The following is a 21132-nucleotide window of genomic DNA, read 5'->3' on the forward strand; positions in this document are numbered from 1 at the left end:
TGTCCTCGGGGACGCTTTGCCGCTACACGTGTCAGCGGCGGGCGAAGACGGCGGGTTCGCTGTCGGGAACCTGGGCGACGAGGTCGCGGGCGACGAGGTGCCGAAGATGGGCCGCTGCCTCCGACAGCGCCATGCCCTTGCCCATGGGAGAGATGTCTGCCCACGGCTTGTACCACTTCATGCGCTCGGCGACCTGCCACACGGTGATCTGGTCGTCGCCGAAAGCCTTGTACAGGTGGTCGAGTCGCTCTTCGTGGTGCTCGATCAGTTCGCCGGCGCGGCCCGCGACGTCGTCGATGGGGATGCCGTGGGCGCCGAGGCCGCGGGTGATGTTCATGGTCTGCACGCGGCGCAGCGAGTCCATGAATTCGGCGAGGCCGTCGCGCTCCTCGAGCGGGTAGACGAAGTTGCCGACGTGCGGCGTCGTCTTCTGCAGGACGTGGTCGCCGGTGAACATCACGTCGGCGTCCTCGAGATAGAAACAGATGTGTCCGGGGGTGTGGCCCGGGGTGTAGACGGCGCGCAGGTTGCGGCCGGTGAGGGCGATGAGCTCGTCGTCGACGAGAACACGGTCGGGGGCCGAATCGGGACCTGTGGGCGGCTTCCCGCTCGCGGATTTCTCGAACGCCTCGAGGTCTGCCGGGCCGGCGCCGGCGCGCGTCATGTTGGCTTTCTGGAACTCCAGCCACTCGGGGCCGTGACCGGTCGACATGTGCTGGAACATTTCATGATCGGATTCGTGCATCGCGATCCAAGCGCCGGATGCCTCTCGGACGCGCCCGCACAGACCGGTGTGGTCGGGGTGGAAGTGGGTGAGGGCGACGCCCTCCACATCTTTCACCGAATGCCCGATCGCCTCGAGTCCGGAGGTGAGGCCGTTCCACGCGTTGTCGTCGTCCCAGCCGGCGTCGACGAGAATCAGGCCGCCGGGGGATTCCATCGCGTACACGAGTGTGTGACCGAGGGGATTATCCGTGATCGGGACCGGAATCTGGAAGATCCCGTCACCGATGGGTGCCGCGTCGTTCATATGCATACCTCGTTGCCTAGAGGAACAAATTAGTTCTACTTCTCTTCATACTGACCTCCTGCTGCGGATTGCGATACCGCGGGTCCCGATTGGCGGAACGACACAGGCTGTGACCAGGTGCTTCCTGCGGCATCGTCGCGCGGGAAATTGGAACACCGGGCTGGACGCCGAACGCTGTGGAATGCTCCACTCGGACCAGCTTTCACGTGCTCGCGTTGCGACAGGAGACTGCTTTGACCACGAACCTCGTTCGATCACGCCGCCGGTGGTACACGACCGGAATGTGTGGCCTCGCCGTCATCGGCGCATCCGGCCTGCTTGCCCCCAGTGTTGCGGTCGCCGCGCCGGCGGCGTTGCCTGCCGGTTGCGTGCAGGGCGCGGGTACCCAGGTAACCTGCACGTTCACGTTCACCGGCACCGCGCAGTCGTTCACGGTTCCCGACGGGGTTACCAGCCTGGCAGTGACGGCGACGGGCGGACGTGGTGGCAACAGCTCCGGAAACATTGACGCGATCCTGGGCGGCCCGGCGGCGGTCGCAACCGGACAGCTGACGGTCGCCGCCGGTGACGCGCTCTACATCCAGGTCGGCGGGAACGGCGGCGACGGAACGGGAGTTGCCGGGTACAACGGCGGTGGAGCGGGTGGCGACGGGGTGAGCGGCGGCGGAGGCGGCGCGTCCGACGTTCGCACCGGGTCGGGTGAGCTCGCGGATCGTCAGATCGTCGCCTCGGGCGGCGGCGGAGCGGGCGACACCTACATCGGTGGCGCGGGCAATCTGATGGGACCTGCCGGTTCGGCCGGTGGCGGGGGAGGCGGTGGCGGCGGCGCCACGGACACGGCCGGAGGCGTCGGAGGCAACGGCGGCACCGACCCGCACGGTTCGCCGGGTGAAGCCGGCGTCGGTGGTGCGGCCGCTGGAGCCGGCGGCGGGGGCGGCGGCGGATTGTTCGGAGGTGGCGGCGGAGCCGACAACTACGGCGGAGGCGGTGGCGGCGGCGGCTCGTCGTACGCACCCGGCGGGACGTTCGCGGCTGCTGCGGTGGACGCGGCACCCACCGTGATCATCACCTACGGGCAGGGTTCGGGAACGGGATCGCTCGGAAACCTGTTCGGCAGCAGCTGATCTCGCCCCCAGCGTCGGATCCACTGGCCAACCGACGACAATCGGCAGCAGCCCGGACGAAAGTCCGGGCTGCTGCCGATCGAGTTGTCAGACGGCCGCTGCGGTTGTGCTGGATTCGTAGATCTCTTCGATGCGGCGTCGAGTCTCGTCCGGGTCGGACTTCATGGCGAGGACGAGTTCGGAGATGACGAGCTGCATCGCGTGCTCGAGCTGCCGCTTCTCGCCGGCCGACAGCGGCTTCTCCTGCGAACGAGTCATCAGGTCGCGGATGACTTCACTGACCGTGAAGATTCCGCCCACGGTCAGCTTTTCCTGGTTGGCCTTGTATCGCCGGGACCAGTTGGACGGATCGTCGACGGTCGGTCCGCGCAGGATGTCGAAGACCCGATCGACTTCGTCGTTGTTGATCGCGTTCCGCACGCCGAGCGCTTCGGCCTTCGCGACCGGGATCTCGATGGACAGCCCGGTCTGAGCGACTTCGAACTGCACGTAATCGGTGGGTAGATCTTTGAACATCCGGGTCGTGAGCTTTGTGACGGTCACCGACCCATGGTGGGGGTACAGGAAGATGTCACCGATATTGAGATTCATTAATTACCTACCCTTCGCCACCATTATGGCACACGCTGCCATATTGACAACGGATGCCCGAATGTGAACGATCGTCGCGTGGGTGCTCACCTACCGATAACGAAGGCCGTTGATGACCAGACTCGAAGTGTTCCCCGTGCCGCCTGACCTGCCCGTTGGGCCCCCTGGGCTGCGGGAACGGCGACGTGAGCAGACGAACGTGGAGATCAGTGAGACTGCGCTCACACTGTTCGAACGCAAGGGTGTCGAGGCCACGACGGTGGGGGAGATCGCGCAATCGGCGGGAGTGTCGCAGCGAACGTTCTTTCGATACTTCGCCACCAAGGAGGAGGCCGCGCTCCGGGATCACTGGGCGTTCGAAGCGTTCGTGGTGTCGGGGCTCGACCGGCTCGATCCGGACATCTCCCCGAGGCTCGCGTTGGAATCCTCCTTCGCCGCCGCGTTGGTGACGTATTCGGACAGCTTGTCGATTCCCTGCCGGCGATTGTTGCGCGTGAGCCGGCTCATCAAGCAGGAACCGGCCCTGCGTGCTGTGCTGGCGCGGGAGAGTGTGCGGCGGACGGCGGCTCTGGTCGACGTGGTCTCGACGAGATTCGACTGCTCCGACTTGCAGATTCGACTTGCGGTCGACGTGTCGGTCGCCGTGCTCCGGGCGGCGCTGGAGACGTGGGTGGATCGGTCCTCAGCCGACGAGTCGGCGAGCCTCCCTGAAATCTATTTCACGGCAAGGGAACTCGCGCGCTCATGATCGAAGACGGTTGACGTTGTTCAGCCGGCGAGGAAGCTGAACCGGACGCGCCGCACGGGGTTGTCGATGTTGGTGTCGACCAGGCACACGGACTGCCAGGTGCCCGTCGCGAGTGCTCCGTCCAAGACAGGCACCGACGCATAGGGCGGCAGGAATGCGGGCAGCACGTGGTCGCGGCCGTGCCCGTGGCTGCCGTGGCGGTGTGTCCACCGGTTGTCGCGGGGAAGCACGTCGTCGATAGCCCGCAGAAGGTCGTCGTCGCTGCCCGCGCCGGTCTCGATGACGGCGATTCCCGCGGTGGCGTGCGGCACCCAGACATGCAGCAGGCCGTCGCCGGCTCCGGCGGACGCGAGGAACTTCTCGATCTCACGGGTCAGGTCGTGCACCACCGGCTCGGCGCCGGTGCGCACCTCGATCTCGGTACTGAACATGGTCCGACGGTAGCGCGATTGCCGTAGGTCGGCAGTGTCGAGTTGTCCTGGAGCCGCGCTCGTCTCGGTAGCCTGCTTCCATGTCTGAGCCGCCGCCCTTCAGTCCCACGGTCACGTTGCTCACGGTGGGCCGGGTGTGGGAGGCCGCGTTCGCCGACGCGCTGAAGCCGCTCGGGTTGACCACCCGCAAGTACGGGTTGCTGGGTCACGTTCGCGGAACGCCGGGCATCTCGTTCAGTGAGCTCGCCCGACGTTCGCGCATCACCGTGCAGAGCGCCCACACGGCGATCGCCGCGTTCGTCGAGGCTGGGTTCGTCGACGACGCGACGGCGCACGCGGGGGCGGCATCCACGCTGCGGATTACGGCGGAGGGCGAGTCGCTGCTGGCCCGGGCCGCGGAGGTAGTGGCCCGCCTCGACGCGGAGTTCGCCGTCCAGCACCCCGAGCTGACCGAGGCGTTGCGGGCGCACATGCTGCGGGTGATGTCGGCCACCGACTGACCCCCACCACCTACCTTCAGTTAGGCTGAAGGTTATGGAATCGCTGTTGCTCTCCGCCCATGTCGTGGCGGGCATTCTCTTCGTGGGTCCCGTCGCAGTGGCCACGAGCCTGTTTCCCCGGTACGCGCCGGTGAACGTCCCGCTGGGCGGTCCGCAACGGGACGAGCGGAGCCTCGACACCGCCCGCGTGCTCCACCGCATCACCCGCGTCTACGGCCTGCTGGCGATCGCGGTCCCGGTCGTCGGCCTCGTCCTCGCTTCTGTCCAAGGCCGCACGAGCGAGGTCTGGGTCGTGGTCGCGATGGTGCTCACCGCCGTCGCCGGGGGACTGCTGGCCCTGCAGATCGCCCCGCTGCAAGGGGAAGCGCTCACCGCACCCGACGACGGTGCCCGGCTGCGTCGCCTCGGCGTGACGACCGGCCTGTTCAACGTGCTGTGGGTGATCGTTGTCGTGCTCATGATCGTGCGGCCCGGATCGAGCTACGCATGACGGGGATGCTGCGCGCGCTGGCTGCGCTCTCGGTCCTCGAGACCGTCAGCGTCTTCGCGCTGTTTTTCAATCTCGCCACCGTGCACGACGGGACCGTCGCCGGTGTCCTCGGTCCGATTCACGGTGCGCTCTACCTGGCCGTTGCCGTCACGGCGTTGCTCGGTCGCGGATTGACGACGCGGACCCGTGTCGGTGCCCTCGTGCCGGTGCTCAGCGGCCCCCTCACGATGGTCAACCTGCGACAGGTGGCGCGCAACGCATGAGTTTCCGACACTACCTACGCCGACCCCCATCCGTCACCGCGGCGGACGCGGTCCGCCTCGTCGAGGACGGCCCGCTCGTCGTGGATGTCCGCCGCCAGTTCGAGTGGAATCGGGTACACATCCCGGGTGCCGTGCACGCGCCACTCGAAGTGTTGCTCGAACGCTGTCTCGAGCTCCCCGACGACCGCCTGCTCATCACCTTCTGCACCGGCGGCGTCCGGTCGGCCGGTGCGGCGAACCTGTTGGTGGAGAACGGCTTCGGCGCGGTCAATATGAGCGGCGGGCTCATCCATTGGCGCGCTGCGGGCGGACCGGTCACCGACCGGTGAACTCTCCTCGACGTGCAACAGCCGACCGGTGTTCGCAGTAGCCCGACAGGCTGATCACCCTCGGGGGACTACAGCTTGTGCGCGCGCAGGACCACGTCGTGGGTGTGGTGCGCACCCGCGCCGCCATTGATCGAACGCTCCCGCACCTCGTTCACGTCGATGTGCCAGCTGTCGTCCAGTAGCGCTGCGACATCACCGGGTGCGACCCAATCATCGGGATCGAAGCCGTGCTCGCGCGCCACACTGCCATCGCGCATGTCGTGGTGCACAACCAGCAAGGTGCCGCCCGGCGCGACCGCGGCGAGCAGCGCACGTTCGGCGACGCGGTCGGCGGTACTGCGCAGGGCCGGGTACTGAGCCGAGACCAGGTCGAATCCGCCTGCGGGCAGGTCGGCATCGAGCAGTCCGCTCAGCATCCACGTGATATCCGAGCCCTTCCCGTCGGCGTGGGCCGCGGCCCGGTCGAGGGCGACCCGGGAAACGTCCAGCGCGGTCACGGCCCATCCCCGGCCGGCGAGCCAGAGTGCGTCGGCGCCTTCACCGCAACCGATGTCGAGGGCCCGTCCCGGCCGTGCACCGGTCATTTCGTCGACGAGCGTCCCGTTGGGTTCTCCGCTCCACACGCGATCCCGCTCGCTGTAGCGCGCATCCCACTCGTCCGCCTCGCTTGATTCTGCCGTGAACCCGGTGGCCTCGCCCGCATGTTCCATGCCGACACTGTGCACCAGCATCGCCGTTTTCGGCGAGAGTTCTTGCCGGATCGGCAACAGGGCCGGTACTCCCGGAGGACGCTACTTGCGGCCCGCCGCCCACTTCATGCCCCAGTTGTAGGACCTGTCGAGATCGGCCTGGCTGCCCTCGACGTACTTCACCTCGCGGGTGACGGTGATGCCCTGCCCGGTGTTCTGCAGCATCGCGATGGCGCAGATGCGGGCGGAGCTGTTCGCGGAGTCCAGTCGAACCTCCACCTCGGGGCCGCTGGTGGGGTAGAGGGTGACGACCCCGTCCACGGCCGCCCAGTTGGGTGCGCCGTCATAGATCATCGCGAAGATGAGGATCCGCTTGAACATCTCGGGTCGGTCGAGGTTGATGTGCATATTCTCGCCGCCGGTCACGGTGCCGGTGCGGTCGTCGGCGTCGAGCTTGATGAACGGGGCGTTCTGCAGCGAACCGAAGGTGTTGCCGAGTGCCTGGACCACGCCCTTCGACCCGTCGGCGAGTTCGTAGAGGCAGCCGAGGTCGAGATCGATGCCGTTGTTGCCGGCAGCTGCTGCCGCGAGCTTCGCGAAGAAACCGGACTTCTTCGGCTGCGGTGTCGCCCCCGTCGACCAGTTGAGGTTGACCCGCATCGCACCCTGCCGCTCGCCCGACTTCGTGAGGCTGACCGACGGCGCGGCCTTCGACAAAGTGACCTTGCTCAAACTGACTCCGCCCTGCGGTGCGGCGGGGGTGGATGGGCGGCGGGTGTAGTCGATGGCCACAGGGGAGAACCTTCCGGTTGGCTGAGCGGCTCGTATCGGACCGGGTGTCCGATTTGCACGATTTCGGTCCAGACTAGCCGTAGTCGCGAGCGGCGCACGCCGGCCCGACTACGTCACGCCGATTCCCGTGCGCTCCACTCGATCGCCGGGCAGGTGTCCATGACCATGGCGACGCCCTTCGCGATCGTGCGATGGAAAGCGGCCTCGTCGATGACGCCCAATTGGAACCAGACGCCTTTCGCTCCCACCTCGACGGCCTGGTCCGCGAACTCTCCGGCCGCCTCGCTCTGCCGGAAGACGTCGACGACGTCGATCGGGAACGGTACGTCCGCCAGAGTGGCGTACCCCTGCTCCCCGAGGACGGTCGGGGCATCCGGGTGGATCGGGACGATTCGTTTCCCCCGACGCTGCAGCAACTCCGCGATCCGGAACGCCGTCCGGTCGGGGTTGCCGGAGAGCCCGACGATCGCCCACGTCTCCCAGTCGTCGAGCATCGACGAGACGGCGCTGGGGTCCTGCCACGTAGTGTCCACACCGCAAAACTACTACCTATCGCGTACGGGCACCGGATCCACTTGGGCCGTGATCGGTCACCGGATTAGACCGGTCGGCGTGGCGACGGTGTGTCGGTGGTGAGAGTCGAGCGCCGACGACTGCTCGGGGCCTGTAGCGGCCCAGGGCGTTGACGTTAGCTTCGGCTAGGGCCGAAGGTCCCTCCTTGTTATGGCGCTGTCGGTTGAACAATGTATTGACTCGTTTTCATTCGGGCGCAGTCTGTGTTGCCACGGCGATCCATATTGGTGACGACAGGGTTGTCTGGTATTAGTTTCAACTAACCGCTCGATTGACGGTGCGGGTCGAAGTAGTGGGATCTCGGCCCTTCCGGTGCCTCAAACTTCGTGTGGCGGAACCTATCGCAGTAGGAAGAGTGGGTGTAGGGATGCGAGACGGTATGGACTCAAACAACACAGGTGAATCGCCATTCTTGCTGTTCGATCTGCCCGATGAGATCATCGAGTTGGCATTCGTCCCAGTATTTCTCGGATGGTCGCTTGATGCGAGCCTTGGGCTGCGAAATGAGCAACTCGAGCTTCGGATTCATGCTGACGCGCCGTCGCCGGGGCTGGACGGCGTGCAGGTGACTGCTGTGTTCGTGGACGGCGAGTGGTTCATTGACCTCAACACGACAGGATCGTTGACAAGCGGTGGGCACGTCGTGGCGAAGGATTCCGAATCCCTCATCGAGCAGGTGTTCAGTTGTGTACCCGCATATTTGGCGCCTTCCGCGCAGACTGATCTGACCGATCCGTTTCTCGATCTAAGGTCGCGGATCGATGATGAGGAGTTGGTCGAGGCCATCTGCGATTCCCTCCAAACGATAGGTGAGCTGTACGGTTGCGCCCTCGCGGCGGGCGGGCGCGTATCCGTGACACATACCGCTAAATATGGTCGGCAGCGCATCGAACTGTCCGCCGCTCTATCGAACGAAATGGATAAGCGCCTGCTTGTTCCACCAGCGCATGGCGAAGAACCCATTGTGCCCGGTCCAGTCACAGCATCATGGTCGCTCGACAACGGTGACTGGGTACTCGATTCCGAAGCAACAGGATTCGTTGGCGCCACCGGAAGAGTCGATGGAGACCTCGACGAAATCATGTGGGCGATAGCTGTAGGAGCTCCGGATTGTGTGTTTGATGCCTCGGTAATCGCATCGACCCGTCATTCAGGGGGCGCAATGATTCCGCCCTCGGGCCTGCCGGCCACCCCAATGAATACGGAAGAGCAACCTGCCGCCGAGGTCGTCAGCGCCCGGCTACGGCAGATCGGCGACTGGGCGACGGAGAACGGCTTCTCGGGGAGGTTGTCACCTACGCGTGCGGAGGTGACCCGATATCTGCAGGATTCCGGTCACGGGACCGTGGGCTATTACGTGCTGGAATTCAGAGACGGGCAATGCTATGTCGGAGAGTCGATTGATCTGCCGGCTCGGCTCGATCAGCATCGCGGGCGTTATTCAGATCTGCAAGGGATTCGCTTGCGCCCAGATGACGCACCGCGCAGACATCCGAATGTGAAGCGCCACTTGCGGCTCCAAGAGCGAGCCTTCATCCATGGAGCGCAGGAGGCGGGGCTCTACGCTCGCAACATCAACGAGATGGCGACAATGATCGGTGCAAGCAAGCATCTCGATGAAGTCGTTTCATCTGCCGAGCAAAAGAAATGGCTGAGAGCTCCCGATGGCAGGAATGCTTCGGATCCGGCTGGTCGGCGCGCGTATTCCGACGAGCGCCTTGCCAGCTCCACTGTCAACTTCCGGCAGTTCGTCACTCGGCCCGATGCAGACCAAATTGCCCGCATCCTGGGCCACTACCTTTCGCGTTGCGTGCCGTACCCGGCACGTACCGAATATCAGTCGTGGGCGTTGAGTTGCTTGACGCAGCCTGATCGGAAGCGAGGTCGACTGTCGTGCATCACCATCGCAATGACCGAGACTTTGACTCTGATGTTTGAGGGCGGCCGTAGTGGCCTCCGAGGAAAGATACAGGTAAACGATGCCGAGTTGTTTCCGACAGAATTTTCCGAAATCGCGTTCTTGCGGAGGCATCCTTCCATCCGTATCGGCGAGGCCGACTACCAGGAGTCCGGCCCAGGCCAGAGTTTCCTATACGCCTACAGCCTGGATGATATCGAAAGGCTTCTCGACGATGTGGCGGTTACGAGGGCCGCGGCGACCACTGCGCTGCACATCATGCGTAAGGGACCTTGCATGCAGCGCAAGGTGCACTCACCGCAGCTGACCGAGGCCGCGTTTCGGTATGTACCGTCGACGGCAGTGAACTCAGCACTTACCTACTAGGGTCCATACCGTCTCGTTGCCAGAAGATTGAGGTGTCACCGTGGCGAAAGCTATGTTCAAGACCAACCCCATCCTGTTGGGGGAGCTGCTGACCGATTGTGAGAAGGGCAAGCTGCAGCTGCCCGACTTTCAGCGGAGCTGGGTCTGGGACGAGGAGCGCATCCGGAGCTTGATCGCGTCGGTGTCGCGTGCCTTCCCTGTCGGTGCCCTCATGACGTTGGAGACGGGCGGAGGCGTTGAGTTCAAGCCGAGGCCGGTGGAAGGGGCGCCGCATGCAGCTGCGGAGCAGCCGCCATCGGCCCTTCTGCTCGATGGTCAGCAGCGCATGACGTCTCTGTATCAGGTGACACTGCGCAAGCAGGTGGTCGAGACCGTGACACCCAAAAAGCGCAAAGTGAAGCGCTGGTTCTACATCGATATCGAGAAGGCTCTCGACCCTTTGGTCGATCGCGAAGAGGCGATTCTCGGTGTGCCCGAGGACCGAGTTGTCAGGAGCGATTTCGGACGCAAGACCGAGCTCGACCTGTCGACCAGAGAAGGTGAGTTCCGGAACCTGATGTTTCCGGTGTCGATGGTGTTTGACTTCGCAGAATGGCAGAAGGAGTTTATCAACTACTTCATGAAGGAAGAACCCGACAACTTGCAGGAGAAGTGGGCGCTGCTGACCGCGTTTCAGGAGCAGATAGTTGACAACTTCACCAGCTACCACGTGCCGGTAATCGCCCTCGACAAGGACACGTCGAAGGAAGCCGTCTGCGTCGTGTTCGAGAAGGTGAACACCGGCGGCAAAGCGCTCGACGCGTTTGAACTGATTACCGCCATGTACGCAGCCGAGGGTTATGAACTTCGCAAGGACTGGTTCGGTGAAGGGACGACCGTCGGCCGGCAGGCACGGATGGCACGAACCCACCGCCTCGCGGAGGCGAAGTCGGGAATTCTGGCCGACGTGTCAAACACTGATTTCTTGCACGTCGTGTCGCTCTTTCACACGCGCGAGAAGCGCCGAGATGCCGCGGCTGCGGGGAAGACGGGCAAGGAGCTGCCCCAGGTAATCGGCAATCGGCAGGCGCTTCTCAATCTGCCGCTCTCGGCCTATGTGAAGTACCAAGACAAGGTCGAAGAGGGATTCGTAGCGGCCGCGAAGTTCCTCCATCGTCTCCACATCTATCGCATCTTCGACCTCCCATACCAGACCCAGATCATCCCCCTCGCAGCGATCTTGGCGGATATCGGCGACGACATCGACCATGTCACGAACCACGCGAAGCTTGTCAATTGGTATTGGAATGGAGTGTTTGGCGAGCTGTACGGTTCCACGACGGAGAACCGCATTGCCAAGGACTTCATCGAGGTGCCTGAGTGGATGCGCGGAGGTCCGGAGCCGACGACAGTACTCGACGCTTCGTTCCGCGCGGAACGGTTGAAGACGATGAGGATGCGGTTGTCTGCGGCGTACAAGGGAGTGAATGCACTGCTCATGTTGAAGGGCGCGAAGGACTTCCGATCAGGTCAGGAGTTCGACCACACGGTGTTCTTCGGGGAAAACGTGGACATCCACCACATTTTCCCAAAGAAGTGGTGTGAAACGAACGGGATCCAGCGTTCGGTGTACGACTCGATCATCAACAAGACCCCGCTATCTTTCAGGACTAACAGAATCATCGGCGGCGAGGCTCCGTCGCTTTACCTGGCGGGTCTCGAACGAGGCAAGGGGAACGCGCCCGTCATCGCTGCCGGCACACTGGATGGATATCTCTCGAGCCACCTGATCAACCCGAATCTGCTTCGGTCAGACGAATTCGAAGCGTTCATGGCTGATCGGCAGCGGCAGCTCGTATCCCTCATCGAGGAAGCGACTGGCAAGACGATACCTGTCGATGACGTAGTCAGCGAGGGTATTTCGCGCGCTGATCTCGACGCAGAATTTGAAGCTGAGTTCGGGCCGGACGACGACGATTCGATCAGCGATAGCGAAGAGGCCCGTCTTACTCTGTCTACCAACTGAGCGAGACGTTTCGGAAGGTAGGCCTTCGGGCCGCAACGCCCCAGCGAGTCAGGTGTGCAGTTGTTGTCACCTTCTCGCTGGGGCCGCTCGGGCGTCACGAACCCAACGCTCTACCTGTCGTCAGATGTTGACGCCGTAGTCGCGTGCAATGCCGGCGAGTCCGGAGGCGTAACCCTGGCCGATGGCGCGGAACTTCCACTCGCCGTTGTGGCGATAAACCTCGCCGAAGAGCATGGCGGTTTCGCTGGACGCGTCTTCGGTGAGGTCGTAGCGTGCGAGTTCTATGCCGGTGGTGCTGTCGACGACACGGATGAATGCGTTGGTGACCTGTCCGAAGGACTGGCCGCGGGTGTCTGCGTCGTGGATCGACACGGGGAAAAAGATATTGGTGACGTTCGGGGGAACGGCGGAGAGATCGACGTTGATCGACTCGTCATCACCATCTCCCTCGCCGGTGAGGTTGTCACCGGTGTGCTCGATCGAGCCATCGGGGGAGCGGAGGTTGTTGTAGAACACAAAGTGAAGGTCGGAGAGGACCTTGCGGTCCTGGCCGGTGGCCAGGGCGCTCGCGTCGAGATCGAAGGGTGCGCCGGTTGTGCTGCGGGCATCCCAGCCGAGTCCGACCGACACCGTTGTCAGGTTCGGTGCCGCCTTCGACAGGGAAACATTGCCGCCTTTGGCCAGAGTGACGCCCATGGTGGTCCTTTCGAGACTGCGGACGACGACCAGATCGGCGTCCCGGTTTTCGCTGTTCGCCCTCACAATAGCCATAGCACTGATGACGCGACCGGTAACGCACCGCGCCATCGGTCCGACTACCCGTGTCAGCGTGACGACTCATAGCTCGAGCAGGAGAGAGACGCGGTGGAGCGGTACGACGGCATCAACGGACAGATCCTTGTCGACCACCCCTACGTGTGGATTACCAGGGAGGGACTGTCTGCCGGCACAGACTTTCCGTTTCCCACTCATCCACGACGAGCGCTGCTGTCGGCTGTGGAGAGGTGCAGCTTCGTTCCAGGGTCGGAGGACGGGCCCGGATTCATTCACATACTTGTGCAGGGTGCTGACACTCCTGACGAAGGAACCGTCATCCACCCCGACGTCGTTCTGTGCGACGCTTCGGTCGCCCCCGCCATTCTCGAGCTCACGAAGAGCCTGTCGCAATACTGCGAGGTAGTCGTTCACGCGGAGGAGCCACCGCAGGACTCGGATGACAAGTTCCTGACCGCGCTCGATGCACTCGAAGGGTTGGCGTCGGTCGACGAAATCATCATGAGGGCTGGCCTGCTGGACGTGTCGCCGCTACACGGAGAGACGTTCAGCCACCTCGCTGACGAACTCGACACACTCGACGACGATGCGCGGATGACGTGGGGTTGGGTGGGTGATGGCTGGTTCGTGGCGGGGGCCATCACTCGATGTCCGAGGAAGTTCGCGAAAGCAGACTTCGCGAACTGGCGCGCTTGGTGACCACCCTCCGCGGAGACGCCGGCACCAACCAACTGGCTACCGCGGTGGCAGGCACACCCCTGGCAGAACTGTCCGCAATGCGGCTGGGGCAGCTCTGGGAGATCATCGCTCCCGAAGTGCCTGAGCGGCCACCGGCTGCGGTGAAGGCGCCACCGCGCGTTGACTTGAGGCCTCTCGTCAGACCCGCGCCGTCACGTACCCCGAGCGCCACACAGCCCCCGACCGTGAGCCCCGCCCCGAAGTCGAAACCGGTGTCGACGGCTCCGGTTACCCCGACGGTGCAGGAGCCCGTCGGGATCCGCTGCGGTCGGGCGTAGGTGGCGGGTGTACCTCGACTGCGCCGGATTTCGCACGCTCGCCGTGTGCGACTTGATATCAGGAGAAACCAACATCACGAAGGGCGAGCTGAAGGGGCGCCGCTTTCCGGATCTGGCGAGCGACGACACCGGCGCGGAGTTTTGGGCGTTCGTCGATCTGTCGACTTCGTCCAAGTCGATCTACATCCTCGCCGCTGAAGACGTGGCAGAGGGCATCAGTCGAGCGACCGATGCATGGGTTGCACGCGATCCTCGTCGCGAGCGGAAGGGACATCACGCGATCGAACTCGAGCGGGTGGCGCACGGAAAGAATCGCTGGGACCTTCTAGGACTTCCACGGTAGGAACCGTGTCATTCACGTAGCGGATACCGCGGATGGAATTGAGGACTCCGTCGCGCGAGTGTCTTACCTGCTCATTACTCTGTCACACGCTACGGGTGCGCAGTAGGCGCACAGGCACGAAGGGGGCGATTCTGTGGAGGTTCGGGAAGACGACCCCCAGCTCAAAGACCGGGTTCAGCGGCTCATGCAGTTTCTGCAGGAACTGGTAAAAGCGAGGACCAAGCCGGTCCGAAACCTCCGCCTCCACGACGACATCATCTGGTTGAACGAGAGCCGCCTCTCGGTGTCAGTGGATTTCGAAGTTACCGCGGGTGAAGTAGTCATTCGGTCGCGGCGGGTCGCGTTGGAAGAGCCGCCCGAGGTGCCTCGAAACCTTCGTGAATGGATCCAGGGTGATCCCACAGACTCGCGTGCCTCGTTGGCAATTTCGCCCAACGCAACGGCCGTCGAGGGCGAATTCACACGGTGGCTGTCCGAGTGGCGAATGTGGGCTCAGCTCGACCAGGAGCGACGGCCGAACTGGGAGCTCTACCAGGCACTGCAGCACGCCTTGCAGGAAATGGTGTCGCGCCCCGAGTCCGTCGAGCTGGTATTGGCGTCCGGGTTGCTGGAGCTGTCGGCAAAGGTTGCCGGCGAGGATATTCGCACGCACATCGTTACGCAGCCGGTCACCGTGGAACGCGACGAAACCACCGGCGACCTACTGGTACGACTCAATGCGGACACTGCGCCGAGGCTCGAGGACACCCAGCTGCTGACCGGTCTCGACGCGTTCGACGTATCGGGATCGCGGGCTCTCCAGGAGCGGCTACACGAATCAGCGTCTCCCGTCGATGCGAACATTCTCGTTTTCCTCAAGGAATGGGCCGCGCGTGCGCTCACCACCAATGTGGAGGTCGAAGAGAGCGGGACGGACTCGCCCTCCGGTCGCGTTCTCACGCCGTCGCCGGCGCTGGTATTGCGGAAGCGCGGGGCGTTCGCGCTGGTCGAGTACTACGAGACGATGATCGCTGCGGCAGAACGCGACGACAGCACGGTTCCTCTCGGGCTTGCACAGCTGGTGACGGCCATCGAGCCGGATGGGCGAGTCGCGTGGCTTGAGCGGACAGGATCCGCGCCGTCGGCCGCTCTCGCTGAAGACCCGCTGTTTCCCTTGCCCGCCAACCGCGAGCAAAGCGAGATCATCGAACGGCTCGCAGACGACAGCGGCGTCGTGGTGGAAGGTCCCCCCGGAACCGGCAAGACGCACACCATTGCCAACCTCGTCTCGGCATTGCTGGCGAACGGGCAGCGCGTGCTCGTCACCAGTGAGAAGTCGCAGGCGCTGCGGGTACTGCGGGACAAGTTGCCGGAGGAGATGCAAGAACTGTGTGTCTCCATCACGGATATCGGACGCGGTGGCTCCGACGAGCTCAACAAGAGCGTTGCCGAGATCGCTACCCGAAAAGCTTCGTTCAGTAAAGGTGATGCCGATTCCCGGATCGCGGATCTCACCGGCAGACGTCGGCAGGCGCTGAGTCGCCGCGCGAAGATCACCGAAGACATCCGCTCCCTGCGCGAATCCGAAACGTTCCAGCATCCGGAAATTGCACCGGGGTACTCGGGCACTGCGGCAGCAATCGTTCGTGAGGTCACCAACCGGGCGGAGCTCTTCGACTGGCTCCCAGGTCCAGTCAATGCTGACGCGCCCCCGCTCACCGGTGAACAGTTCCGAACCCTGATCACCCTGACGCTTCGATCGAACCCGACCCGCGCGGGGCGGCTCGACCAGTCCTTGCCCACTGTCGACCACCTCCTTCCGTCGATGCCCGAGCTCCAGCAGCTGTGCACGCGCGCATCCATCCGGCCCGCAGACATCAATCCGGGGGCCGCCCATTTTCTTCAGTTGCTCGGTGGAGCGACGGCGCCGACGTTGATGGATGTGCAACGCCGCTGCGAGCGACTGCAGGCCCGGGTTGCCGAAGTTCGTGCATTGGAGCCGGCGTTCCAGAACGCTGCCGAGGGTGTGCTGTCGGGTCACACGTCACACCTGTGGTCGAGGACCGCAGAGGTGCCAGCCTTGCTCGACATGGCCAAGCGCAGCGACGCCTTCGTCGGCTCGCGTCGCGTTGAAACTCAGGTTGCCGGGCGCCGCGCTTTGAATGCCTACGGCGCGTTGGCCGTCGCAATGGAAAAGGGCGTGGAGTGGCGAACCCGTTTTCGCAAGAGCGACGAACAGAAGGCTGTCGAGGAGCTGGGCGTACTGGCGACGGTGGACGGCGAGGACGCCGTTACCGCAGACTCGGCGCGCATAGTCACTGAACACCTTCGGGCACTTGACTGCGTCCAGAGTGCCGCGACACTCGTCGGCGATATCGGCATCGTCGTCCACGTCAACGGTTCACGCACCGTCCAGATCAATGAACTGCACCGGACGGCGGTGCAGATCGGACACATCAACGGTCTCGCTGCGGAGGCAAATGGTCTGGTCGAGGTGTTGCTCGGCATCACCCCTGCCGCGCCTCGAATCCGAAGCGTGTCGGAAGCGCAAGCACTCGCGGCTGCGGCCGGCGCCGTCGCGGCGACCCATGACGCGGACGATGCCCGCAGCCGAATGAGTCAACTCAGTGCCGAGGTGTCGGCGGTGAGTGGTGGAGCACCGGCACCCGAGTACATCGATTTGATTGAAGGGCTTGGCTCGGCAGATTTCGACGAAATCACCCGAGCACTCTCCGATCTTGCAACGGCTCGACAGCAACAAGAAGAAGAGCGTTACTTGAACACCCTGCGCGGGCAGATCGAGGGCGGCGCGCCGGGACTGGCGACGTTGATCGCCGACACCGCGGGCGACGACAGATGGTCGACCCGCCTCGACAACCTCGACCAGGCATGGGCCTGGCGTCGCGCTCACACCTGGATGCAGCGCGAGCACGAGGTGGGCCGAGACAAACAACAGGAACTGGATCTCGCGACGGCTGAAGCTGATATTGCGCAGCTGACCGCGCGGCTGGCGGCAGAACGCGCCTGGGTCGGGTGTCTTCAACGGATGACGGCAACCGAAGTGCAGGCCCTGCAGGCATACCGGGGGCACGTGTCGTCGATCGGCAAGGGCACCGGCAAGTACGCCGAGACATATCGAGCCTCGGCTCGTGAAGCGATGCAGATCGCGCAGAGGGCGGTGCCCGCCTGGGTGATGCCGCTCCAGCAGGTTCTTGCGTCGATTCCTCCGGAACCCAACACTTTCGACGTCGTCATCGTCGATGAAGCCAGCCAGGCCGACATCAGCAATTTGTTCCTGTTGTGGCTCGCGCCGCGGGTGATCGTTGTCGGCGACGACAAGCAGTGTGCGCCCAGCGAAGTTTCGTCCGGTGCGTTGGACGGAATTTTCGACCGGCTCGACATGTATCTGCACGACGTTCCGGGCTACCTCCGAAACAGCTTCACCCCCCGTGACAGCCTGTTCTCCCTGCTGCGAACGAGGTTTGGCCAAGTGATCCGGCTGCGCGAGCATTTCCGCTGCATGCCCGAGATCATCAACTGGTCCAGCAATCAGTTCTACCGCGACGCGCCGCTGGTGCCCGTTCGCCAGTTCGGCGCCGACCGGCTGCCGCCGCTGCGGACCACCTATGTGGAGGGCGGTGTCGTAACCGGGAGAAACGCAACACTGGCGAACAGGCCCGAAGCACTCGCCATTGTCGATGCCATCGTGGCATGTCTGTCCGACGAGGCATACGACGGAAAAACCTTCGGCGTCGTGGTGCTCCAGGGACAGTCCCAGGTGGACGTCATCCAAAACGAGCTTCTCACACGCCTGGACATCGACGTGTGGGACGAGCGGCGGCTCCGCATCGGAACACCACCCGACTTCCAGGGCGACGAGCGGCACGTCATCTTACTGTCGATGGTGGTCGCACCCGAACAGCAAATATCGGCGATGACGAAAAACGACTACCAGCGCCGCTACAACGTTGCCGCTTCACGTGCGCAGGACCAGCTATGGCTGTTCCATTCGCGGACTGCGGACTCCCTGCGCTCGACCGACTTGCGGCATTCGTTGCTCACATACATGCAGTCGACGTCTCCGGCGCCGGCAGATCCGATGCCTGGGGGAGTGACTCGAGACGAGCGCCACCGAGACTTCGACAGCCTCTTCGAACAGCGCATCTACCTCGACATCGTGGCACGCGGGTATCACGTGAATCCGCAGGTGGAGGTGAACAGTCGCCGAATCGACCTGGTGGTCACCGGTGCGGCCGGACGGCTAGCGGTCGAGTGTGACGGCGACGCATTCCACACATCACCGGAACAGGTACGCGCCGACATGGAGCGTGAGCGAGAGCTCAAGCGTTGTGGTTGGGAGTTCTGGAGGATCCGCGAGTCGGAGTACTACCTAGATCCCGTCGGTTCGCTGAGCGGGCTGTGGGCGGAGCTCGACAAGCGAGGAATCTCGCCCGGTTCCGTCTCCACGGCAGAGACAGTTTCGACCTCGACGTGGGCACCTCCATTGTTGCCTGACGACGAATCACTTGCCGAGGACGTGGCTGAGGCGGAGCTGGCAAACGTGCTCCCCTCGGAGGCCCCATTGACGACCCCGGTCGCGGAGCCGACGGTGGACGTCGATCCGATCGAGCGGGTGCCTCCGGCCGAGTCCGGAGTGATCCCGCCAGAGCGGCCAGACACCGAGCCCCCGGCACCACCGGTTGTCGCCGAGGTGAACGCGTCGGCACCCGAGGTCATTCAGGAACCGCTTTCGGCTGTTCCGGCTTCGGCATGGGAAGTGATGCCCGAGAGCGCAATTCCGCGGCCTGACGACTATCTCTTCGATCGGCTGCTCGAGGCAGCGAAGTCCGGTCCGGTGTCGACCGCCGAGCTCACTGAGCTCTGGCGACTCGACCGTGTGCAGATCTGGTCGGCGCTCCGAAAGCTGGCGCACAAAAACCTCATGGACAAGGTGGGGGATAAACCGGACATCCGCTACGCACTCGCCGAACCTCCGAATGCGGAAGGTGACGCACCTGCCGCGGCTACCCACGCCCGTCCCGAGCCTGGCCATCAGGAGTTCTCGCCGCGACTGCTGCGCACCCTCATCGTCGCCGAGGTGAAGAAGGGCCCCGCGACTCGCACGGACCTACACCGACGACTGCCCGCGGACGAGGGGCTGATGCGGGAAACTCTGGATGCGTTGGTGTCCGACGAAACACTGGCCATCGACCAGGGGAAGTACGTTCTCTCCGAAGATCACATCACGCCCGCCACGGTGGGGTCGGGTCTCCCATCTGCGAAACGTGATTCGGCAAAGAGTGTGCTGACCGCCGCCGCATGGACGAGCCCGGTGACGATGGAACGCGGCTCTCGCATCACTCGCCTCCCGGAGGGCGAGCTCTCGGCACTTCTCGCTGAGCTGGCGCAGGAAGGCCTGCTGCGGAAGCGTGCCGGCGCTGACGGTCCGGAATGGATCAGGCCGTGACGGCTACGGTTGCCGCCGAACGCATCGAGCTGCGCGCGTGGCAGCAGGAAGCGCTCGACGCGTGGAATGCAGCGGGTCGCCGTGCAGTGGTCGAAGCGGTGACCGGTACGGGCAAGACCACCCTGGGTATCGTCGCCGCCGCAGAGGCGCTGTCTCGTGGACTGTCGGTGCTGGTAGTGGTTCCCGGCATAGACCTCCTCGACCAGTGGTACCGGGCAATTCGGAAGGCCTTGCCCGGTCGTCGTGTCGGTCGTCGTGGTGCGGGGTCGTCCGACAGTTTCGCGAACAGCGACATTCTTGTGAGCACTGTGCAATCTGCCATTCAGCGCAATGCGCCCATGCCGACGAGTCCGGCACTGTTGGTCGCGGACGAGGTCCACCGGTACGGGGCCCTGACCTTCTCCCGTCTGCTGACTGAAGAGTTCACCGAACGGCTGGGACTCACCGCCACATTCGAACGCACCGATGATGGCGTCGAACAACATCTTCTGCCGTACTTCGAAGCCGTCATCTCGGGATGCGACTACGACCGAGGGCATCGCGATGGCATTCTCGCCCCGGTCCGGGTGATGTTGGTAGCGGTACCGTTCTCGGAGGCCGAACAGGGTACCTACTCGGAGCTCGACGAGACCGCCAAGCGTGAGCGCGGCAACCTGATCCACAAGTACGGCTGCACCGGGGAGCCCTTCGGCGAGTTCATGCGCGACGTACAGCAACTCAGCGAGGGCGGCGCTGACCGCGCCACGTGGGCTGCCAGAAACTACCTGCGTGCGTTCTCGCAGCGACGCGCACTGCTGGCAGCGGCAGCAGGGAAACTCGAGACGGTTCGGGAGCTCGGGGGCGTGCTGGCGCAGACCGGGCGCAGCATCCTGTTCTCCGAAACCAAGGAGTCGTCCCGGGCCGCCGCGGAGGTACTGCTGGAGGAAGGCGTGCTCGCGGCGCCGTACACGAGTGACCTGTCGCGAACCGACCGCACCACGCTGCTGGGCGCGTTCAAGAGCGGGGCGATGAAGGCCTTGATTGCCCCGAAGGTATTGGACGAAGGTGTCGACGTTCCGGAAGCCGATGTGGGCGTCATCCTCGCCAGCAGCAAGAGCCGGCGGCAAATGATCCAGCGGATGGGTCGCATCATTCGTCCGAAGCAGGATGGCAGGCATGCATCCTTCCTCGTCCTGTTCGCCAAGGGGAGTTCTGAAGACCCCGATTTGGGTGCTCACGGCACGTTTCTCGAACAGCTGACGGGTATCGCGTCCGAGCTGATTACAGTCGACGCGGATCAGGCTGCGGACGTTCTTCGTGATTGGCTCGGTGGGGACGAGTCGCACGACGGATCGTCGACGGATTCGACCGACGCCGTCTACCGGGAAACCGCTGAGCGGCTCGTGGGGGAGGCAGAAGACTCCCTGGAGCCAGGGACGGTCACTGCCGGTTCTGAGCTTCTGGCTGTCCTGAGCCGAGTCGCGGAGAACCCGCGCGCCGACGACGTCGACATCGTGTTGACCGGATTGTCCGTGCTCGAACCGGATCAAGTAGGCGTCGTGATCTTAAGGTTCGGGCTAGGTGGACATCGGCCGATGAGTCAGTCGGAGGTGGCTGCGGCGCTCGCGCTGACAGCTGTCGACGTCGGCCGAACGGAGGCCGCCGCGATGAGTCGGCTCGAGAAGCCCGACGTTGCCGACGTGCTCGCGAACCTGCTGTAGCGGA

The 21132-nt window shown here is 64.0% G+C and carries 19 protein-coding genes; 12 read left to right on the plus strand and 7 right to left on the minus strand.

The features are described 5' to 3' along the window. Positions 1 to 31: 31 nt before the first annotated feature. On the minus strand, positions 32 to 1030 hold the full coding sequence (locus tag H0B43_RS28225) for an MBL fold metallo-hydrolase (RefSeq protein ID WP_185724910.1): 999 nt from the start codon (positions 1028 to 1030) through the stop codon (positions 32 to 34). 233 nt (positions 1031 to 1263) lie between these two features. On the opposite strand from H0B43_RS28225, the gene H0B43_RS28230 reads away from it, so the two are divergent. Continuing rightward, a complete protein-coding gene (locus H0B43_RS28230) occupies positions 1264 to 2154 on the plus strand; it encodes a glycine-rich protein (RefSeq protein WP_252189687.1) in 891 nt (296 codons plus the stop codon). 87 nt (positions 2155 to 2241) lie between these two features. Here the strand turns inward: H0B43_RS28230 and H0B43_RS28235 are convergent, their stop codons facing one another. Next, positions 2242 to 2697, minus strand: a complete 456-nt coding sequence (locus H0B43_RS28235) for a CarD family transcriptional regulator (RefSeq protein ID WP_397517441.1) — start codon at positions 2695 to 2697, stop codon at positions 2242 to 2244. A 160-nt stretch (positions 2698 to 2857) separates the two neighbouring features. Here H0B43_RS28235 and H0B43_RS28240 point away from each other — a divergent pair, with 160 nt between their 5' ends. After that, a complete protein-coding gene (locus tag H0B43_RS28240; protein ID WP_185724908.1) occupies positions 2858 to 3493 on the plus strand; it encodes a TetR family transcriptional regulator in 636 nt (211 codons plus the stop codon). Positions 3494 to 3513: 20 nt separating this feature from the next. Here the strand turns inward: H0B43_RS28240 and H0B43_RS28245 are convergent, their stop codons facing one another. Beyond that, positions 3514 to 3924, minus strand: a complete 411-nt coding sequence (locus H0B43_RS28245; RefSeq protein WP_185724907.1) for a secondary thiamine-phosphate synthase enzyme YjbQ — start codon at positions 3922 to 3924, stop codon at positions 3514 to 3516. An 80-nt stretch (positions 3925 to 4004) separates the two neighbouring features. On the opposite strand from H0B43_RS28245, the gene H0B43_RS28250 reads away from it, so the two are divergent. From H0B43_RS28250 to H0B43_RS28265, 4 genes are read left to right on the plus strand one after another with little or no spacing between them, the layout of a single operon-like run. After that, positions 4005 to 4424 carry a MarR family winged helix-turn-helix transcriptional regulator gene (locus H0B43_RS28250; RefSeq protein ID WP_185724906.1) on the plus strand — a complete coding sequence of 140 codons (420 nt, stop codon included), beginning with the start codon at positions 4005 to 4007 and terminating at the stop codon, positions 4422 to 4424. Positions 4425 to 4458: 34 nt separating this feature from the next. Next, positions 4459 to 4914 carry a hypothetical protein gene (locus tag H0B43_RS28255; protein WP_185724905.1) on the plus strand — a complete coding sequence of 152 codons (456 nt, stop codon included), beginning with the start codon at positions 4459 to 4461 and terminating at the stop codon, positions 4912 to 4914. Next, positions 4911 to 5177, plus strand: coding sequence for a hypothetical protein (locus tag H0B43_RS28260; RefSeq protein ID WP_185724904.1), 267 nt, complete (start codon positions 4911 to 4913; stop codon positions 5175 to 5177). The genes H0B43_RS28255 and H0B43_RS28260 overlap by 4 nt, the downstream gene beginning before the upstream one ends. Beyond that, positions 5174 to 5506, plus strand: a complete 333-nt coding sequence (locus H0B43_RS28265) for a rhodanese-like domain-containing protein (protein WP_185724903.1) — start codon at positions 5174 to 5176, stop codon at positions 5504 to 5506. Before H0B43_RS28260 ends, H0B43_RS28265 begins: the two co-directional genes overlap by 4 nt. 68 nt (positions 5507 to 5574) lie before the next feature. Here the strand turns inward: H0B43_RS28265 and H0B43_RS28270 are convergent, their stop codons facing one another. The 3 genes from H0B43_RS28270 to H0B43_RS28280 all read right to left on the minus strand — a co-directional run bounded on the left by H0B43_RS28270 (position 5575) and on the right by H0B43_RS28280 (position 7520). Then, positions 5575 to 6216, minus strand: coding sequence for a bifunctional 2-polyprenyl-6-hydroxyphenol methylase/3-demethylubiquinol 3-O-methyltransferase UbiG (locus tag H0B43_RS28270; protein ID WP_185724902.1), 642 nt, complete (start codon positions 6214 to 6216; stop codon positions 5575 to 5577). A gap of 81 nt (positions 6217 to 6297) precedes the next feature. Continuing rightward, complete coding sequence (locus tag H0B43_RS28275) at positions 6298 to 6987, minus strand: tellurium resistance protein (protein ID WP_185724901.1); 690 nt, start codon at positions 6985 to 6987, stop codon at positions 6298 to 6300. A gap of 113 nt (positions 6988 to 7100) precedes the next feature. Continuing rightward, positions 7101 to 7520, minus strand: a complete 420-nt coding sequence (locus H0B43_RS28280) for a CoA-binding protein (RefSeq protein WP_185724900.1) — start codon at positions 7518 to 7520, stop codon at positions 7101 to 7103. A gap of 419 nt (positions 7521 to 7939) precedes the next feature. On the opposite strand from H0B43_RS28280, the gene H0B43_RS28285 reads away from it, so the two are divergent. After that, a complete protein-coding gene (locus H0B43_RS28285; RefSeq protein WP_185724899.1) occupies positions 7940 to 9844 on the plus strand; it encodes a GIY-YIG nuclease family protein in 1905 nt (634 codons plus the stop codon). A gap of 40 nt (positions 9845 to 9884) precedes the next feature. Continuing rightward, positions 9885 to 11849 carry a DUF262 domain-containing protein gene (locus tag H0B43_RS28290; RefSeq protein WP_185724898.1) on the plus strand — a complete coding sequence of 655 codons (1965 nt, stop codon included), beginning with the start codon at positions 9885 to 9887 and terminating at the stop codon, positions 11847 to 11849. A gap of 120 nt (positions 11850 to 11969) precedes the next feature. On the opposite strand, the gene H0B43_RS28295 is transcribed toward H0B43_RS28290, so the two are convergent. Further along, positions 11970 to 12545: a TerD family protein gene (locus H0B43_RS28295; RefSeq protein WP_011594621.1), complete on the minus strand. Its 576-nt coding sequence runs from the start codon at positions 12543 to 12545 to the stop codon at positions 11970 to 11972. A gap of 168 nt (positions 12546 to 12713) precedes the next feature. Between H0B43_RS28295 and H0B43_RS28300 the strand changes: the two genes are divergently transcribed. The 4 genes from H0B43_RS28300 to H0B43_RS28315 all read left to right on the plus strand — a co-directional run bounded on the left by H0B43_RS28300 (position 12714) and on the right by H0B43_RS28315 (position 21128). Next, the gene (locus tag H0B43_RS28300) at positions 12714 to 13322 is read left to right on the plus strand and encodes a hypothetical protein (RefSeq protein ID WP_185724897.1); all 609 of its coding nucleotides are present in this window, start codon (positions 12714 to 12716) and stop codon (positions 13320 to 13322) included. A 324-nt stretch (positions 13323 to 13646) separates the two neighbouring features. Further along, entirely contained in the window at positions 13647 to 13982 is a 336-nt protein-coding gene (locus H0B43_RS28305; RefSeq protein WP_185724896.1) for a hypothetical protein, read from the plus strand. Between the two features lie 133 nt (positions 13983 to 14115). Then, the gene (locus tag H0B43_RS28310; RefSeq protein ID WP_312033655.1) at positions 14116 to 19428 is read left to right on the plus strand and encodes an AAA domain-containing protein; all 5313 of its coding nucleotides are present in this window, start codon (positions 14116 to 14118) and stop codon (positions 19426 to 19428) included. Then, positions 19413 to 21128 carry a DEAD/DEAH box helicase gene (locus H0B43_RS28315; RefSeq protein WP_185724895.1) on the plus strand — a complete coding sequence of 572 codons (1716 nt, stop codon included), beginning with the start codon at positions 19413 to 19415 and terminating at the stop codon, positions 21126 to 21128. The genes H0B43_RS28310 and H0B43_RS28315 overlap by 16 nt, the downstream gene beginning before the upstream one ends. Positions 21129 to 21132 lie beyond the last annotated feature (4 nt).

This window comes from Rhodococcus sp. 4CII, from assembly GCF_014256275.1.
Classification (GTDB): Bacteria; Actinomycetota; Actinomycetes; order Mycobacteriales; family Mycobacteriaceae; genus Rhodococcus_F; species Rhodococcus_F wratislaviensis_A.

Bases quoted from the DNA above. Each gene is read 5' to 3' on its own strand.
- H0B43_RS28250 (WP_185724906.1), top strand. From the start codon at position 4,005: ATGTCTGAGCCGCCGCCCTTCAGTCCCACGGTCACGTTGCTCACGGTG.
- H0B43_RS28260 (WP_185724904.1), top strand. From the start codon at position 4,911: ATGACGGGGATGCTGCGCGCGCTGGCTGCGCTCTCGGTCCTCGAGACC.
- H0B43_RS28270 (WP_185724902.1), bottom strand. From the start codon at position 6,216: ATGGAACATGCGGGCGAGGCCACCGGGTTCACGGCAGAATCAAGCGAG.
- H0B43_RS28255 (WP_185724905.1), top strand. From the start codon at position 4,459: ATGGAATCGCTGTTGCTCTCCGCCCATGTCGTGGCGGGCATTCTCTTC.
- H0B43_RS28285 (WP_185724899.1), top strand. From the start codon at position 7,940: ATGGACTCAAACAACACAGGTGAATCGCCATTCTTGCTGTTCGATCTG.
- H0B43_RS28245 (WP_185724907.1), bottom strand. From the start codon at position 3,924: ATGTTCAGTACCGAGATCGAGGTGCGCACCGGCGCCGAGCCGGTGGTG.
- H0B43_RS28295 (WP_011594621.1), bottom strand. From the start codon at position 12,545: ATGGGCGTCACTCTGGCCAAAGGCGGCAATGTTTCCCTGTCGAAGGCG.
- H0B43_RS28315 (WP_185724895.1), top strand. From the start codon at position 19,413: ATGGATCAGGCCGTGACGGCTACGGTTGCCGCCGAACGCATCGAGCTG.
- H0B43_RS28240 (WP_185724908.1), top strand. From the start codon at position 2,858: ATGACCAGACTCGAAGTGTTCCCCGTGCCGCCTGACCTGCCCGTTGGG.
- H0B43_RS28265 (WP_185724903.1), top strand. From the start codon at position 5,174: ATGAGTTTCCGACACTACCTACGCCGACCCCCATCCGTCACCGCGGCG.
- H0B43_RS28225 (WP_185724910.1), bottom strand. From the start codon at position 1,030: ATGAACGACGCGGCACCCATCGGTGACGGGATCTTCCAGATTCCGGTC.